The following is a 15,579-nucleotide window of genomic DNA, read 5'->3' as shown; positions in this document are numbered from 1 at the left end:
ACACTATCTGGGGAACACGCATGACAACAGACAATCCATTGATCTCCATTTATATGCCAACCTGGAATCGGCAGCAGTTGGCAATCCGCGCGATTAAATCAGTGCTGCGTCAGGATTATCCGCACTGGGAAATGATCATCGTCGATGATTGCTCATCCTCGTATGAGCAGTTGCAGAAATTTGTAGAGGATTTGAACGATCCTCGCGTGACATATACGCACAATGCCTTTAACTCTGGCGCATGTGCGGTGCGCAATCAGGCCATTATACAGGCGCAAGGCCAGTACATTACCGGCATTGATGATGATGACGAGTGGTTGCCTAACCGTCTGAGTGTCTTTCTTCAGCATCGCCATCAACTGGTGAGCCGTGCCTTTCTGTATGCCAATGATTATGTTTGCAAAGGCGAGGTCTATTCCCAGCCCACCAGTCTGCCGTTGTACCCGAAAAAAGCCTATTCACGGCGTCAGTTCTACAAACGAAATATTATCGGAAATCAGGTGTTTACTTGGGCCTGGCGTTATAAAGCTTGCCTGTTCGATACCACGTTAAAGGCGGCGCAGGATTATGACACCTTTCTGCGCATGGTGGTGGCCTACGGCGAGCCGTGGAAGGTGGAAGAGGTGACGCAGATCCTGCATGTAAATCATGGCGAGATGCAGATCACCTCATCGCCGCACCAATTTTCTGGCTACTTCCAGTTTTATCGTAAACACAAAAGTAAATTCGATCGCGCCAGCAAAAAATATCAACTCTTTACGCTCTACCAGATCCGCAATAAGCGGATGAACTGGCGCACGCTGCTGACGCTGTTGTCCGTGCGTAACAGTAAGCGACTGGCTGACGGGCTTCGGGGGCGTTAAACACGGGTATGCCGTGGTGATTAATAAAAATGTGGCGACAGATGATGATTTTGCCAATCGTTACGGTACCACGATTGGCAACGGGGGACTGAAAGCCCAAGCCTGCCCGGTGAGTGATAACGGTGTGGAACTGGGGGCCAATGCGGTGCTGCTCGGAGATATCACCATTGACAATAACGTCATGATTGGCGCGGGTAGCGTGGCGCTCGACTCCATTCCTGACCATATGCTGGTGGGGAAAAAAAGGCGCGTGGAGGTAATCAAATGAATATTTTACAGTTCAACGTACGGTTGGCGGAAGGCGGTGCAGCGGGCGTGGCGCTGGATCTGCATCTGCGGGCACTGCAAAAGGGATTATCGTCGCGGTTTGTCTATGGTTACGGTAAAGGTGGGAAGAAGAGCGTCAGTCATCACCAGTATCCCAATGTGATTAAACATACGTCCCGTCTGACCTCTGCGGTGAACATTGCGCTTTTTCGCCTGTTTAATCGCGATCTGTTTGGACATCTTGACGATCTGTTCCTGACGATGACTCGCACACCCGATCCGCTGGTGCTGCATTTTCACGTGCTGCACAGCTACTGGCTGAATCTGAAAGAGGTGGTGACGTTTTGTGAGAGTGTGAAGGCGCATAAGCCGGACGTTACCCTGGTATGGACACTGCATGACCACTGGAGCGTGACCGGACGCTGCGCCTTCACTGATGGTTGCGAGGGCTGGAAGACGGGGTGTCAGAAGTGCCCGACACTGTCCAACTATCCGCCGGTAAAGATCGACAGAGCGCATCGGCTGGTGGCTGGAAAACGTCAGTTGTTTCGTGAAATGTTGGCGCTGGGTTGTCAGTTTATCTCCCCAAGCCAGCATGTGGCTGAAGCGTTTAACAGCCTGTACGGGGCCGGGCACTGTCACATTGTCAACAATGGTATCGATGTGGTGACAGAGGCGATTCTGTGCGATCTTCCTCCTGTCACGTCAGGTCACCGCAAACCCCACATCGCCGTGGTGGCACATGACCTGCGCTATGATGGTAAAACGCGTCAGCAGCTGGTGCGGGACATAATGACGCTGGGCGATAAGATTGAACTGCACACCTTCGGCAAGTTTTCGCCGTTTAGCGGAGCAAACGTAGTTAATCATGGCTTTGAAACTGATAAACGTCGACTGATGAGCACGCTCAACCAAATGGATGCGTTGGTGTTCAGTTCGCAAGTGGATAACTATCCTCTGATTTTATGTGAGATGCTGTCTATTGGGGTGCCGGTGATTGCTACCCACAGCGAGGCGGCGCAAGAAGTGCTGGCGAAATCTGGCGGCAGGACCTTTGATGACGCCGAGGTGATGTCGCTGGTGCAAAGGCAAAAAGAGGAGATTGCGCAGGCAGTGTTTGGCACCTCGCTGGCGGCATTTAGCGAACGTAGCCGTGCCGCCTACAGCGGACAACAGATGCTGGAGGAGTATGTCTCGTTCTATAAGAGTCTGTAGCTATCTTCTGTTGCCGCTTTTCTACCTGCTGGTTAATGTCAAGTTAGCACAGTTGGGGGAAAGCTTTCCGATCACCGTCGTCACCTTTTTACCGCTGGTGCTGTTGCTGTTTGTTGAGCGCATCAGCGTCAAGAAACTGATGATAGCGCTGGGGTTTGGGGCAGGGCTAATACTGTTTAACTTTTTGTTTGGTCAGTCGCTGGATGCCAGCAAATACATTACCTCGACAATGCTGTTTGTCTACGCGGTTATCATCATCGGGATGGTATGGAGTATTCGCTTTAAAACTATTTCCCCACATAACTACCGTAATATCCTGCGCTTTTTCTGGCTGGTGATTGGCTTGATGGTATCGCTCGCCGCAGTGGAAATGGCGCAGATTATCGCCACGGGTAGCAGCAGCATTATTGCGGGAATTGCGAAATATCTGATTTACAGTAATAGTTATGTTCTGGATTTTATTAAATTCGGCGGTAAACGAACCACTGCGCTTTATTTTGAACCGGCATTCTTCGCTCTGGTTTTAATATCAAGTTGGTTGTGCATCAAACAGTTTAGTATCAAAACGCCGAAAATGGATGTTATGGTTCTGATTGGAGTAATATTAGCAGGATCATTTTCAGGGGTGATGACATTTATTTGTTTTTACCTACTTGAGTGGATGTTTCAGTACCTTGGTAAGGATACAATTAAGAAAAAACTACCGTTAGCATTAATCTCGTTGGCGTTTTTTATGGTTGGGGTGGTCATTGCATTTCCCTATATCTCAACGCGTTTGGGAGATTTAGGTACGGAAGGAACGTCATCGTATTATCGTATTGTTGGGCCTTTAGTGATGGTGAGGTATTCTTTAACTCATATTGATGGCGTCGTAAGATTTGGCTCGCTTTATGAATATGTTGCATCATTTGGGATATTTAATGGTGCGAATGTTGGGAAAACAATAGATAATGGTTTGTATTTGCTTGTTATTTATTTTTCGTGGTTTGCGGTAATACTGTTTCTGTTGTGCTTATGGCAAATTTTAAAAATGATGTTAAATTCGTTTGGTGATAATCGTAATTTTCGGGTGCAGCTTTATCTTTTTACACCATTGTCGCTGTTTTTTACCGGTTCTATATTTAGTCCGGAATATACGTTTTTAATTGTTTGTCCATTTATCTTTCGCAAGGCTCTGAATATCGTGAGGTGATGTGTATGCTGCTTAGTATTATCACTGTGGCATTTCATAATCGGGAAGGGGTCATCAGAACCCATGCGTCGCTGGCCCACCTGGCGCAGTGCAAAGATCTTAGCTTCGAGTGGGTTGTGGTGGATGGTGGCTCTGACGATGGCACACGGGAATACCTTGAAACGCAGCAGGAGGACTATCCGCTGCGTTTCATCAGCGAACCGGACCGGGGTATTTATGACGCGATGAATAAAGGCATTGAGATGGCGAGCGGCAGGTTTGCTCTGTTTCTCAACTCCGGTGATATTTTCCATCCTGACGCTGGGCAGTTTGTGCGCCAGCTACAGGGGCAAAAAGATTACACCATCATTACCGGCGATGCGCTACTTGATTTTGGCGATGGACATAAAATAAAGCGTAGCGCTAAACCTGGTTGGTATATTTATCACAGCCTGCCGGCAAGCCATCAAGCGATATTTTTCCCAATGTTAGGGCTAAAAAAGTGGCGTTATGATTTGCAGTATAAGGTGTCATCTGATTATGCCCTCGCGGCAAGAATGTATAAAGCCGGATACGCTTTTAAAAAATTGAGCGGTTTGGTGTCTGAATTTTCAATCGGCGGTGTGTCAACGACGAATAATCTGGAGTTATGCCAGGATGCCAAGAAAGTGCAGCGGCAGATATTGCAGGTGCCAGGATTCTGGGCCGAATTATCATGGCGATTACGCCTACGTACTACCGCTAAAACGAAGGCCTTATATAAAAAGAAAATATAAGGAGCAATTATGCAAGATTTGAATGGCTTTTCGGTACCGAAAAAATTCCGGGGGGCGAGCGCTCTTAAAGTTCAATTGTGGTGGGCGGTGCAAGCAACTTTATTTAACGGCTCACCGCAGGTGATGTATCGCTGGCGAGCTTTTTTATTACGGTTATTTGGCGCAAAAATAGGAAAGGATGTAGTTATCAGACCCTCCGTGAAAATTACCTATCCGTGGAAAGTGACCCTCGGGGATTATGCATGGGTTGGGGATAACGTCGTTTTATATTCGCTGGGTGAAATCACCATTGGCGCAAATAGCGTTATTTCGCAAAAGAGTTATTTGTGTACCGGCAGCCACGATTATGCCAGTACCCATTTTGATATTCATGCTTCACCGATAGTTATAGGCGAGAAATGCTGGCTAGCGACAGACGTATTTGTCGCTCCCGGCGTCATTATAGGCGACGGCACCGTGATTGGTGCGCGGAGCAGTGTGTTTAAGTCGCTGCCAGCGAACGTGATTTGCTGCGGCAATCCAGCAATGGTAACGCGCGAGCGCGTTAATAAAAAGTTACACCCTACTGGGATCAATTAAGAGGTAATAAAATGTCAAAAGTCGCTCTCATTACTGGCGTAACCGGGCAGGATGGTTCTTACCTGGCAGAGTTTCTGCTGGAGAAAGGTTACGAAGTTCATGGTATCAAGCGTCGCGCATCGTCGTTTAATACCGAGCGTGTGGATCATATTTATCAGGATCCGCATATCAGCAACCCGAAATTCTACCTGCACTATGGTGACCTGACGGACTCCTCCAACCTGACGCGTATTTTGCAGGAGGTCCAGCCTGATGAGGTCTATAACCTCGGGGCTATGAGCCACGTCGCCGTCTCGTTTGAATCGCCGGAATATACCGCCGACGTTGATGCGCTGGGTACCCTGCGCCTGCTGGAAGCGATCCGCTTCCTTGGGCTGGAAAAGAAAACCCGCTTTTATCAGGCCTCCACATCTGAGCTATACGGCCTGGTGCAGGAAATTCCCCAGAAAGAGACAACACCGTTTTACCCTCGCTCACCGTATGCGGTGGCGAAACTGTACGCCTACTGGATCACCGTCAACTACCGCGAGTCGTATGGCATCTATGCCTGCAACGGCATTCTCTTCAACCACGAGTCTCCGCGTCGCGGCGAAACCTTCGTGACTCGCAAAATTACCCGCGCCATTGCCAATATTGCGCAGGGACTCGAGTCGTGCCTTTATCTGGGCAATATGGATTCCCTGCGCGATTGGGGGCATGCCAAAGATTACGTGAAAATGCAGTGGATGATGCTGCAACAGGACAAACCGGAAGATTTTGTTATCGCCACCGGCGTGCAGTACTCCGTGCGTCAGTTCGTGGAAATGGCGGTGGCGCAGTTAGGTATCAAACTGCGCTTTGAAGGTCAGGGCCTGGAAGAAAAAGGTATCGTGGTGTCAGTCACTGGTCACGATGCCCCCGGTATTAAGCCTGGTGATGCCATTGTTGCGGTCGACCCGGCCTATTTCCGTCCGGCTGAGGTAGAAACGCTGCTGGGCGATCCTGGCAAAGCGCATCGGAAACTGGGCTGGAAGCCGGAAATCACCCTTCAGGAAATGGTCTCTGAAATGGTAGCGAAAGATCTGGAATCGGCGAAGAAACACTCTCTGCTGAAGGCTCATGGCTACGAGGTTGCCATCGCGCTGGAGTCCTGAGAATGACGAAGCAACGTATTTATATTGCCGGTCATCGCGGAATGGTGGGTTCTGCGATTCAACGCCAGCTTGAACAGCGCGCGGATGTGGAGCTGGTATTACGCACCCGCGACGAGCTGGACCTGCTGGACAGTCGCGCTGTGCAGGCGTTTTTCGTGCAGGAACGCATCGATCAGGTCTACCTGGCGGCGGCTAAGGTGGGGGGGATTGTCGCCAATAATCGTTACCCGGCGGATTTCATCTATGAAAATATGATGATTGAAAGCAACATCATTCATGCCGCGCATCTCAACAATGTGAACAAGTTGCTGTTCCTCGGCTCATCCTGTATCTACCCGAAACTGGCGACGCAGCCGATCAAGGAAAGCGAGCTGCTGCAGGGAACGCTTGAGCCGACAAATGAGCCTTACGCGATCGCCAAAATCGCCGGAATTAAACTTTGCGAGTCTTATAACCTCCAGTACAACCGCGATTACCGCTCGGTGATGCCGACCAATCTGTACGGGCCTAATGACAATTTTCATCCCAGCAACTCGCATGTGATTCCGGCGCTGCTACGTCGCCTTCATAAGGCGGGGGAACAGAATTCCCCGGATGTGGTGGTGTGGGGCAGTGGTACACCGATGCGTGAGTTTCTGCACGTCGATGATATGGCCGCCGCCAGCATTTATGTAATGGAGCTGGCCCATGAGGTGTGGCAAGGAATCACGCAGCCGATGTTGTCGCACATCAATGTCGGGACGGGCGTGGACTGCACCATCCGCGAACTGGCTCAGACCCTGACTCAGGTAGTGGGGTACAAGGGCCGCGTGGTCTTTGATGCCAGCAAACCTGACGGTACGCCGCGCAAGCTGCTGGACGTTACGCGTCTGCATCAGCTCGGCTGGCATCACAAGATTTCGTTGGAAGCCGGACTGGCCAGTACCTACCAGTGGTTCCTTGAAAATCAGCAGCATTTTCGGGGGTAACTATGTTTTTAGGTCAGGAAATGTTTGCAACTGTGGTCCGCGCCACGCCGCTTATCTCACTTGATTTCATCGTGGAAAACGCGTCCGGTGCCTGCCTGCTGGGCAAACGGCTGAATCGACCGGCGCAGGGGTGGTGGTTTGTTCCCGGCGGTCGGATACAAAAAGACGAGACGCTGCAAGTGGCGTTTGAACGCCTGACTGAGACGGAGCTGGGGCTGCGGTTGCCTCTTTCCGCTGGCCAGTTTTACGGCGTCTGGCAGCACTTCTATGACAATAACTTTTCCGAGGCTGATTTTTCCACCCATTACGTGGTGCTCGGTTTTCGCCTGAAAGTGAACCAGGCAGACCTACGTTTGCCTGATTCACAACATGGTGCCTACCGCTGGCTGACGCCAGAGTCGCTGCTGGCAAGCGACGATGTCCACGATAATACCCGGGCCTATTTTCTTGCGGAACGCCAAGTTGGAGTGCCAGGGTTATGAAAATTTTGGTATATGGCATCAACTACTCACCAGAACTGATCGGGGCGGGCAAATACACAGGGGAGATGGTGGCATGGATGGCACGTCAGGGCCATGAGGTTCGGGTCATCACCGCGCCGCCTTATTACCCCCAGTGGAAGGTGGAAGAACGTTACTCCACTTGGCGTTATCGGCGTGAAGAAGGGGAAGTGACCATCTGGCGCTGCCCGCTCTACGTACCTGCACAGCCCTCCATATTAAAACGTGTGCTGCATCTGGGCAGCTTCGCGCTAAGCAGTTTTTTCCCGCTCATGGCGCAACGTCGCTGGAAGCCGGATCACATTATCGGCGTGGTACCAACCCTGTTTTGTACGCCGGGTATGCGTCTGCTAGCCAAACTGAGCGGGGCACGCACGCTGTTACATATTCAGGACTATGAAGTGGATGCCATGCTGGGGCTGGGGATGGCAGGCAAGAGCAAACGTGGAAAAGTAGCTCGACTGGCGGCAGCCTTCGAGCGCGGCGGCTTGCACAACGTGGATCACGTTTCCACCATTTCCCGTTCGATGATGCAAAAAGCGCGCGAAAAGGGCGTGGCGGACGACAAAATCATTTTTTTTCCCAACTGGACGGAGGTGGATCACTTCTCCAGGGTGACTCGGGCGCAGGCCGGGCAGTTGCGTCAGGCGCTGGGATTGCCGGATGGGCCAAAAATCATTCTTTACTCCGGCAATATCGGTGAGAAGCAAGGACTGGAGAATGTGATCAAGGCGGCGGATCGCCTACAGGATCGCCCCTGGTTATTTGTGATTGTCGGCCAGGGCGGAGGAAAAAGCCGACTGGAACAACAGGTGAATGCTTACGGCCTAAAGAATGTCCGTTTTTTTCCTCTTCAGCCTTATGAATTGTTACCTGCTCTGCTGAAGATGGGGGACTGTCACCTGGTGGTACAAAAAAGCGGTGCGGCAGATGCGGTACTGCCTTCCAAACTCACCAATATTCTGGCAGTTGGTGGAAATGCGGTGATCACCGCTGAGCCGCAAACCGAGCTTGGGCGACTGTGTAATGACTATCCCGGTATTGCCGTCTGTGTGGAGCCGGAATCGGTAGAGATGCTGGTGACAGGCATTTCCCGTGCGTTGGCAATGCCAGAGAACAACACGGTGGCACGCAAATATGCCAAACGCACACTCGATAAAGAGAACGTGCTACGTCAATTTATTGCAGATATTCAGGATTAAAAAATGAGTCAGACAACGTTATATCCGGTAGTGATGGCCGGAGGCTCCGGTAGCCGTTTATGGCCGCTGTCTCGCGTACTTTATCCAAAACAGTTTCTGTGCCTGAAAGGGGACCTCACCATGCTACAAACGACCATTCGTCGTCTGAACGGTATGGAGTGTGAAAGTCCGGTAGTGATCTGTAATGAGCAGCACCGATTTATTGTGGCGGAACAGTTGCGCCAACTGAATAAGTTAACGGGAAACATCATTCTGGAGCCTGCCGGACGTAATACCGCCCCGGCGATTGCGCTGGCGGCGCTGGCGGCGTTGCAACATAGCCAGAACGGCGATCCGCTGATACTGGTATTAGCTGCCGATCATGTTATCACCGATGAAGAGGCGTTTCGCCACGCGGTTCGTGACGCCATAACCTATGCCGAGGCTGGTAAGCTGGTGACATTTGGCATTGTACCGGATCTGCCGGAAACCGGTTATGGCTATATCCGTCGCGGTGATATTGTCGCCGGTGTGCATGATTCGGTGGCCTTTAATGTGGCGCAATTTGTCGAAAAACCTAATCTTGAAATCGCGCAGGCTTATGTCGATAGTGGTGATTATTACTGGAACAGCGGTATGTTCCTGTTCCGCGCCGGGCGTTATCTGGAAGAGTTGAAAAAATTCCGTCCCAATATTCTGCAATCCTGTGAAAAAGCGATGAGTACGGTCGCTCAGGATCTCAATTTTATCCGCGTGGATGAAGAAGCGTTTCTCTCCTGTCCTGAAGAGTCGGTGGACTATGCGGTCATGGAGCTTACCGCAGATGCTATAGTCATGCCGATGGATGTCGGCTGGAGCGATGTCGGCTCCTGGTCCTCATTATGGGAGATCAGTGCGCACACCGCCGAAGGCAATGTACATCACGGGGATGTGATTAGTCATAAAACGCAAAATAGCTACATCTACGCTGAATCCGGCCTGGTGACTACCATCGGAGTGAAAGATTTAGTGGTGGTGCAAACCAAAGACGCGGTGCTTATTGCCAATCGTAACGCCGTCCAGGACGTGAAAAAAATGGTGGAGCAGATCAAAGCCGACGGACGTCATGAGCACCATATCCATCGCGAAGTTTATCGTCCCTGGGGCAAATACGACTCGATTGACGCGGGTGATCGTTATCAGGTGAAACGCATCACCGTTAAGCCCGGCGAAGGCCTGTCCGTTCAGATGCACCATCATCGCGCCGAGCACTGGGTGGTGGTCGCCGGAACCGCCAAAGTTACCATTGATGGCGAGATTAAGCTGCTGGGGGAAAACGAATCTGTCTTTATTCCACTCGGTGCGATTCACTGTCTGGAAAACCCCGGGAAAATCCCGCTCGATCTGATTGAAGTCCGCTCTGGCTCGTACCTTGAAGAGGACGATGTTGTGCGATTTGAGGATCGCTACGGCCGGGTTTAACCGCGCGATAACCTTGCCGAATGGCGTGTTGCTTATCTGATCTACAGGTTCGTAAGGTTCGTAGATCCGGTAAGCGTAGCTCCACCGGGCAATAAACAATAAAAACAAATTTTGGCAGCTTAGCTGTCAGGGCTAACTGTTGCCTGAAGAAGGGGAAATCATGACGAAATTAACTTGTTTCAAAGCCTACGATATTCGCGGCAGGCTGGGCGAAGAACTGAATGAAGATATCGCGTGGCGGATTGGCCGCGCCTACGGTGAATACCTGAAGCCGAAAACCATCGTTCTCGGCGGCGATGTCCGCCTGAGCAGTGAAGCGCTTAAAGCGGCGCTGGCGAAAGGACTGCAGGACGCGGGCGTCAACGTGCTGGATATCGGCTTGTCCGGCACTGAAGAGATTTATTTCGCCACGTTTCATCTTGGCGTTGATGGCGGCATTGAAGTGACCGCCAGTCATAACCCGATAGACTATAACGGTATGAAGCTGGTGCGCGAAGGCGCGCGCCCCATCAGTGGGGACACCTGTCTGCGCGATATCCAGCGTCTGGCGGAGATAAATAATTTTCCACCAATTGATGCCACAAAACGTGGGAGCTACAGTCGGATCGATCCCCATGAGGCCTATATCGACCATCTGCTCGGTTATATCAACCTCAGCCATCTGCGCCCGCTTAAGCTGGTGATCAATTCCGGTAACGGCGCGGCTGGTCCGGTGGTAGATGCCATTGAATCACGCTTTCACGCCGCGCGTGTGCCAGTGGAGTTTCTCAAGGTCCATAACACCCCGGACGGCACTTTCCCCAACGGCATCCCCAATCCGCTGCTGCCGGAGTGTCGCGCCGACACGCGCAACGCGGTGATTGAATACGGTGCAGACATGGGCATTGCCTTTGATGGTGATTTCGACCGCTGTTTCCTGTTCGACGAAAAAGGTCAGTTTATCGAAGGCTACTACATTGTCGGCCTGCTGGCGGAAGCGTTCCTGGAAAAACATCCGGGCTCAAAAATTATCCACGATCCGCGACTCTCCTGGAATACGGTGGATGTGGTGAACGCTGCAGGCGGCACGCCGGTAATGTCGAAAACCGGCCATGCGTTCATCAAAGAACGGATGCGCCAGGAAGATGCCATTTACGGTGGTGAAATGAGTGCTCACCACTATTTCCGCGATTTTGCCTACTGCGATAGTGGGATGATCCCGTGGTTGTTGGTGGTAGAACTGGTCTGCCTGAAGGGACAGTCGCTGGGGGAACTGGTGGCAGACCGGATGGCGGCCTATCCGGTGAGTGGTGAAATTAACAGCCAACTGGCGGAACCGGTGGCGTCGATTGCCCGGGTGGAGGCGTACTTTGCCGGAGAAGCGCTGGCGGTGGACAGAACGGACGGTATCAGCATGTCGTTTGTCGACTGGCGCTTTAATTTGCGCACGTCCAACACCGAGCCAGTAGTCCGTCTTAACGTGGAATCTCGCGGAGATGTTCCGTTGATGGAAGCGCAAACGCTCATGCTACTGGCGTTACTGAACCAGTAAGTTCAGTCGTCCTCTGTCTGGTTTCAGGCGGGGGAGGGGGGAATCACAGGGAGACTACGATGACAAATCTAAAAAAGCGCGAACGGGCCAAAACCAATGCATCATTAATCTCTATGGTGCAATGCCTTTCAGATATCACCATCATGTTTGGCGGACTATGGATCGTCTGTGAATTAAGTGGACTGCCATTCCTGTATATGCACCTGCTGGTAGCGCTGATCACGCTGGTGGTCTTTCAGATGCTGGGCGGTATAACTGATTTTTACCGTTCCTGGCGCGGTGTTAAAATCGCAACCGAGCTTACGCTACTGCTGCAAAACTGGACGCTGAGCCTGATTTTTAGCGCCGGTCTGGTGGCATTTAACGGCGATTTTGATAACCGCTTAACGGTCTGGCTGGAGTGGTATGTGCTCACCAGCAGTTGTCTGGTTGTCAGCCGATCGTTTATCCGCTATGGCGCGGGATGGTTGCATCATCGCGGGTATAACACGCGCCGCGTAGCGGTGGCTGGGGATTCACCTGCTGGTCAGGTTCTGCTGGAGAGTTTTCGCAATGAGCCCTGGCTGGGCTTCGAGGCGGTCGGGGTTTACCACGACCCGAAACCCGGTGGGGTTACAGCCGATTGGGCGGGCAATTTGAGCCAACTGGTGGAAGATGCCAAAGTCTCGCGGATCCACCACGTGTATATCGCTATGTCGATGAGCGATGGCGCGCAGGTGAAAAAACTGGTACGTGCGCTGGCCGATACTACCTGTTCGGTGATCCTGATCCCGGACGTTTTCACCTTCAATATTTTGCATTCGCGTATCGACGAGGTCAGCGGCGTGCCGGTAGTACCGCTCTACGATACGCCGCTTTCCGGTATTAACCGCCTGCTGAAACGTGCTGAAGATATTGTGTTGGCGACACTGATTTTATTGCTGATTTTTCCCGCACTGTGCTGCATTGCCCTGGCTGTCAAACTCACGTCACCTGGCCCGGTTATCTTTCGGCAAACCCGTTACGGAATGGACGGCAAACCGATTAGAGTCTGGAAGTTTCGCTCAATGAAAGTGATGGAGGACGGCGGGGTGGTGACTCAGGCAACGCAAAACGATCCCCGTGTCACGCAGGTCGGCCATTTCCTGCGCCGTACTTCGCTCGACGAGCTGCCGCAGTTCATTAATGTGCTGACGGGTGGGATGTCCATCGTCGGGCCGCGTCCTCATGCAGTGGTGCATAACGAACATTATCGCCAGTTGATTGAAGGCTACATGCTGCGCCATAAGGTCAAACCCGGCATTACCGGTTGGGCACAAATCAACGGCTGGCGTGGTGAGACCGATACGCTGGAGAAGATGGAAAAACGGGTGGAGTTTGACCTCGAGTACATCCGCGAGTGGAGTCTGTGGTTAGATATCAAAATCATTTTTCTGACGGTATTCAAAGGCTTTTTCAATAAAGCGGCCTACTGAGGAACGATGATGAGCTTACGTAAAAAAACCCTCAGCGGCGCAAAATGGTCGGCCATCGCCACGGTGATTATTACCAGCCTGGGGCTTATCCAGATAACCTGGCTGGCACGGCTGTTTGATAACCATCAGTTTGGCCTGCTGACGGTGTCGCTGGTGATCTTCGCCCTGGTCGATATGCTTTCCGATTTTGGCATTGCCAATTCGATTATCCAGCGTAAAGTCATCGGTTATCTGGAGCTCACCACGCTGTACTGGCTGAACGTGGGGCTCGGCATAACGGTTTGTGTCACACTATTTCTGCTCAGCAATGCTATCGCCGCTGTGCTGCGTAATCCGGATCTGGTGCCGCTAATTAAAACGTTGGCACTGGCGTTTGTAATGATCCCGCACGGGCAGCAGTTTCGCGCCTTAATGCAGAAGGAGTTGGAATTTAACAAGATTGGCATGATTGAGACCGCCTCAGTGCTGGCGGGTTTTACCTTCACCGTCGTCAGCGTACAGTTCTGGCCGTGTGCGTTGACGGCGATAATGGGGTATCTGGTTAACTGCGCCGTGCGCACGCTGCTGTTTGGCTATTTGGGTCGTAAGATTTACCGTCCCGGACTGCATTTTTCGTTCGCGTCTGTGGCATCAAATCTGCGATTTGGCGCATGGCTCACGGCGGACTGCATCATCAATTATGTCAATACCAACCTTCCCACATTGGTACTCGCCAGAACACTCGGTGCCGGCGTGGCGGGAGGATTCAACCTTGCGTGGAATGTCACTGTTGTCCCGCCGATGAAACTCAACCAAATCATTACTCGTGTGCTGTTTCCGGCGTTCGCCAAAATTCAGGACGATACTGACAGGCTACGCGTTAACTTTTACAAGCTCTTGTCGGTGGTGGGGGTCATTAACTTTCCGGCACTATTGGGCCTGATGGTGGTGTCGGGTAACGTTGTGCCGCTCTTGTTTGGTGAAAAGTGGAACAGCATCATCCCGGTGTTACAACTGCTCTGCGTGGTCGGATTGCTGCGTGCTGTCGATAATCCGATCGGATCGCTGCTGATGGCAAAAGCGCGCGTTGATATAAGCTTCAAATACAATGTGTTCAAATCATGTCTGTTTATTCCGGCTATTTTGCTGGGGGGATATCTCGCAGGGGCAATAGGCGTCACGCGGGGATTCCTGCTGGTTCAGATCATCAACACTATCCTGAGCTACTTTGTGATGATCAAACCGGTGCTGGGCTCCTGCTACCGGGAGTACATCCTGAGCCTGTGGCTGCCGTTTTATCTCTCGCTGCCGACGCTGGTAGTGAGCTACGGCCTTAACATCACACTACAGGGGCACCTATCCCTGAGTGCGCTAGTGGGCATGCAGATTGCTACCGGCATGCTGGCGTTTGCTGCCATGGTTGTTGCGTCGCGCCATCCGCTAGTAGTGGAACTGAAGAGCCAGTTTTGTCGCAGCGAAAAAATGAAAACCCTTTTACGGGCTAATTGAATGTGAGGGCAATGGAACAGCAAACTGAACCGCCCCGGTTTTCCGGGAGAGTATTTTAGTTGGGAACTCAGGCTGCCAGATCCTTATTCCCGATGGAAGCATAATATGCCTGTTCGGCTTCTGCCGATGGGATATGCCCCAGCCTTTCCAGCAGACGGCGATTGTTGTACCAGTCCACCCACGCCAGCGTTGCCAGCTCAACCTCTGCACGGCTTTTTTACCCCGTAGCACGCCGGTAAGGTTCATGGACTTCATCAGCCGCGCGATGGTGCATCGGGCCACGCTGAAGCCCTCCCGCAGCAGCTGGTGCCAGACCTTGCGAACACCATAGACGCCGTAGTTTTCGTCGTACACGCGCTGTATCTCCTGCTCCAGTTGTTCATCACGCTGGTCGCGATGGCTACGTCTGTCAGGATGCAGCTGATATTCACGGTGGCGGCAGTATGACGACGGGGCGATATCCGGCTCATGACATACCGGTCCGACCCCGTATTCATCGCGCAGGGTATCCACCAGGAGGGCTATTTTTTCCAGAAGCGGTCGAACTCCGCCTTCGCAAAATAAGCTGAGGCCTGCCGCAGGATATCATTGCTGCGCCGCAGCTCGCGGTTCTCACGCTCCAGCTCTTTCAGGCGGTGGCGCTCAGTGGTGGAGAGACCACCATCACCGCCACCGGCATCACGTTCATACTGACGCAGCCAGATACGCAGGGTCTCCGGCGTGCAGCCGATTTTAGGGGCGATGGAGCTCAGAGCTGCCCACTGTGAGCCATACCCGTCCTGGCATTCCAGAACCATGCGGACGGCCCGCTGCCGTATCCCGAGGGAAAAACGTGTATTTTTAGTCATCCTGTTTACCTCTCTCTCAAAGAGTTTAATCTCCAGGATTCCCGGGGCGGTTCAGTCAGTAAAACGTGATCGCTTCATAGAAATCCCCCTGCATTCAGGTTAGGAGAAAATTCTACTTATCAACACACCGGTTTTTCGGGGGGA

General features: G+C 52.1%; 13 protein-coding genes, 2 pseudogenes and 1 other annotated feature. Of the genes and pseudogenes, 14 read left to right on the top strand and 1 reads right to left on the bottom strand.

The features are described from left to right. Positions 1-20 precede the first annotated feature (20 nt). The 14 genes and pseudogenes from wcaA (at position 21) to GA0061070_RS17895 (ending at position 14,587) form a co-directional block, all read left to right on the top strand. The gene (gene wcaA / locus GA0061070_RS17960) at positions 21-863 is read left to right on the top strand and encodes a colanic acid biosynthesis glycosyltransferase WcaA (protein WP_090137385.1); all 843 of its coding nucleotides are present in this window, start codon (positions 21-23) and stop codon (positions 861-863) included. Further along, a pseudogene (locus GA0061070_RS17955) lies at positions 859-1,131 on the top strand (colanic acid biosynthesis acetyltransferase WcaB); the annotation flags it as partial. The gene wcaA and the pseudogene GA0061070_RS17955, both read left to right, overlap by 5 nt. Beyond that, positions 1,128-2,345, top strand: a complete 1,218-nt coding sequence (wcaC, locus tag GA0061070_RS17950) for a colanic acid biosynthesis glycosyltransferase WcaC (RefSeq protein WP_090137383.1) — start codon at positions 1,128-1,130, stop codon at positions 2,343-2,345. The pseudogene GA0061070_RS17955 and the gene wcaC, both read left to right, overlap by 4 nt. Then, entirely contained in the window at positions 2,320-3,537 is a 1,218-nt protein-coding gene (gene wcaD / locus GA0061070_RS17945) for a colanic acid polymerase WcaD (protein WP_090137382.1), read from the top strand. The genes wcaC and wcaD overlap by 26 nt, the downstream gene beginning before the upstream one ends. A gap of 5 nt (positions 3,538-3,542) precedes the next feature. Next, positions 3,543-4,292, top strand: coding sequence for a colanic acid biosynthesis glycosyltransferase WcaE (gene wcaE / locus GA0061070_RS17940; protein ID WP_090137381.1), 750 nt, complete (start codon positions 3,543-3,545; stop codon positions 4,290-4,292). Positions 4,293-4,301: 9 nt separating this feature from the next. Beyond that, positions 4,302-4,871 (top strand): colanic acid biosynthesis acetyltransferase WcaF, encoded by a 570-nt coding sequence (wcaF, locus tag GA0061070_RS17935; protein WP_090137380.1) that lies wholly within the window; start codon positions 4,302-4,304, stop codon positions 4,869-4,871. Between the two features lie 11 nt (positions 4,872-4,882). Then, positions 4,883-6,004, top strand: a complete 1,122-nt coding sequence (gene gmd, locus GA0061070_RS17930) for a GDP-mannose 4,6-dehydratase (RefSeq protein WP_090137379.1) — start codon at positions 4,883-4,885, stop codon at positions 6,002-6,004. Between the two features lie 2 nt (positions 6,005-6,006). Further along, positions 6,007-6,972 (top strand): GDP-L-fucose synthase, encoded by a 966-nt coding sequence (fcl, locus tag GA0061070_RS17925; protein WP_090137378.1) that lies wholly within the window; start codon positions 6,007-6,009, stop codon positions 6,970-6,972. 2 nt (positions 6,973-6,974) lie between these two features. Next, positions 6,975-7,454, top strand: coding sequence for a GDP-mannose mannosyl hydrolase (locus tag GA0061070_RS17920; protein ID WP_090137377.1), 480 nt, complete (start codon positions 6,975-6,977; stop codon positions 7,452-7,454). Continuing rightward, positions 7,451-8,674: a colanic acid biosynthesis fucosyltransferase WcaI gene (gene wcaI / locus GA0061070_RS17915; protein ID WP_090137376.1), complete on the top strand. Its 1,224-nt coding sequence runs from the start codon at positions 7,451-7,453 to the stop codon at positions 8,672-8,674. The genes GA0061070_RS17920 and wcaI overlap by 4 nt, the downstream gene beginning before the upstream one ends. A 3-nt stretch (positions 8,675-8,677) precedes the next feature. Beyond that, entirely contained in the window at positions 8,678-10,114 is a 1,437-nt protein-coding gene (gene cpsB / locus GA0061070_RS17910) for a mannose-1-phosphate guanyltransferase (RefSeq protein WP_090137375.1), read from the top strand. 160 nt (positions 10,115-10,274) lie between these two features. Beyond that, positions 10,275-11,645: a colanic acid biosynthesis phosphomannomutase CpsG gene (gene cpsG / locus GA0061070_RS17905; RefSeq protein ID WP_090137374.1), complete on the top strand. Its 1,371-nt coding sequence runs from the start codon at positions 10,275-10,277 to the stop codon at positions 11,643-11,645. Between the two features lie 59 nt (positions 11,646-11,704). Further along, positions 11,705-13,099 (top strand): undecaprenyl-phosphate glucose phosphotransferase, encoded by a 1,395-nt coding sequence (wcaJ, locus tag GA0061070_RS17900; protein ID WP_090137373.1) that lies wholly within the window; start codon positions 11,705-11,707, stop codon positions 13,097-13,099. A gap of 9 nt (positions 13,100-13,108) precedes the next feature. Beyond that, complete coding sequence (locus tag GA0061070_RS17895; protein WP_090137372.1) at positions 13,109-14,587, top strand: MOP flippase family protein; 1,479 nt, start codon at positions 13,109-13,111, stop codon at positions 14,585-14,587. A gap of 213 nt (positions 14,588-14,800) precedes the next feature. On the opposite strand, the pseudogene GA0061070_RS17890 reads toward GA0061070_RS17895, so the two are convergent. Beyond that, positions 14,801-15,435: pseudogene (locus GA0061070_RS17890) on the bottom strand (IS3 family transposase); the annotation flags it as partial. Continuing rightward, positions 15,038-15,154: a sequence feature (AL1L pseudoknot), on the bottom strand. (Overlaps the previous pseudogene by 117 nt.) Positions 15,436-15,579: the final 144 nt, after the last annotated feature.

It is taken from the genome of Kosakonia oryziphila (assembly GCF_900094795.1).
GTDB classification, from domain to species: Bacteria; Pseudomonadota; Gammaproteobacteria; order Enterobacterales; family Enterobacteriaceae; genus Kosakonia; species Kosakonia oryziphila.
Note: the sequence above shows the minus strand (reverse complement) of the source record. Positions and strands in the feature narration are given on the sequence as shown.

Coding starts and splice junctions, on each gene's coding strand:
- cpsG (WP_090137374.1), top strand. CDS start 10,275: ATGACGAAATTAACTTGTTTCAAAGCCTACGATATTCGCGGCAGGCTG.
- GA0061070_RS17895 (WP_090137372.1), top strand. CDS start 13,109: ATGAGCTTACGTAAAAAAACCCTCAGCGGCGCAAAATGGTCGGCCATC.
- wcaI (WP_090137376.1), top strand. CDS start 7,451: ATGAAAATTTTGGTATATGGCATCAACTACTCACCAGAACTGATCGGG.
- cpsB (WP_090137375.1), top strand. CDS start 8,678: ATGAGTCAGACAACGTTATATCCGGTAGTGATGGCCGGAGGCTCCGGT.
- fcl (WP_090137378.1), top strand. CDS start 6,007: ATGACGAAGCAACGTATTTATATTGCCGGTCATCGCGGAATGGTGGGT.
- wcaC (WP_090137383.1), top strand. CDS start 1,128: ATGAATATTTTACAGTTCAACGTACGGTTGGCGGAAGGCGGTGCAGCG.
- wcaA (WP_090137385.1), top strand. CDS start 21: ATGACAACAGACAATCCATTGATCTCCATTTATATGCCAACCTGGAAT.
- wcaJ (WP_090137373.1), top strand. CDS start 11,705: ATGACAAATCTAAAAAAGCGCGAACGGGCCAAAACCAATGCATCATTA.
- gmd (WP_090137379.1), top strand. CDS start 4,883: ATGTCAAAAGTCGCTCTCATTACTGGCGTAACCGGGCAGGATGGTTCT.
- GA0061070_RS17920 (WP_090137377.1), top strand. CDS start 6,975: ATGTTTTTAGGTCAGGAAATGTTTGCAACTGTGGTCCGCGCCACGCCG.
- wcaD (WP_090137382.1), top strand. CDS start 2,320: ATGTCTCGTTCTATAAGAGTCTGTAGCTATCTTCTGTTGCCGCTTTTC.
- wcaE (WP_090137381.1), top strand. CDS start 3,543: ATGCTGCTTAGTATTATCACTGTGGCATTTCATAATCGGGAAGGGGTC.
- wcaF (WP_090137380.1), top strand. CDS start 4,302: ATGCAAGATTTGAATGGCTTTTCGGTACCGAAAAAATTCCGGGGGGCG.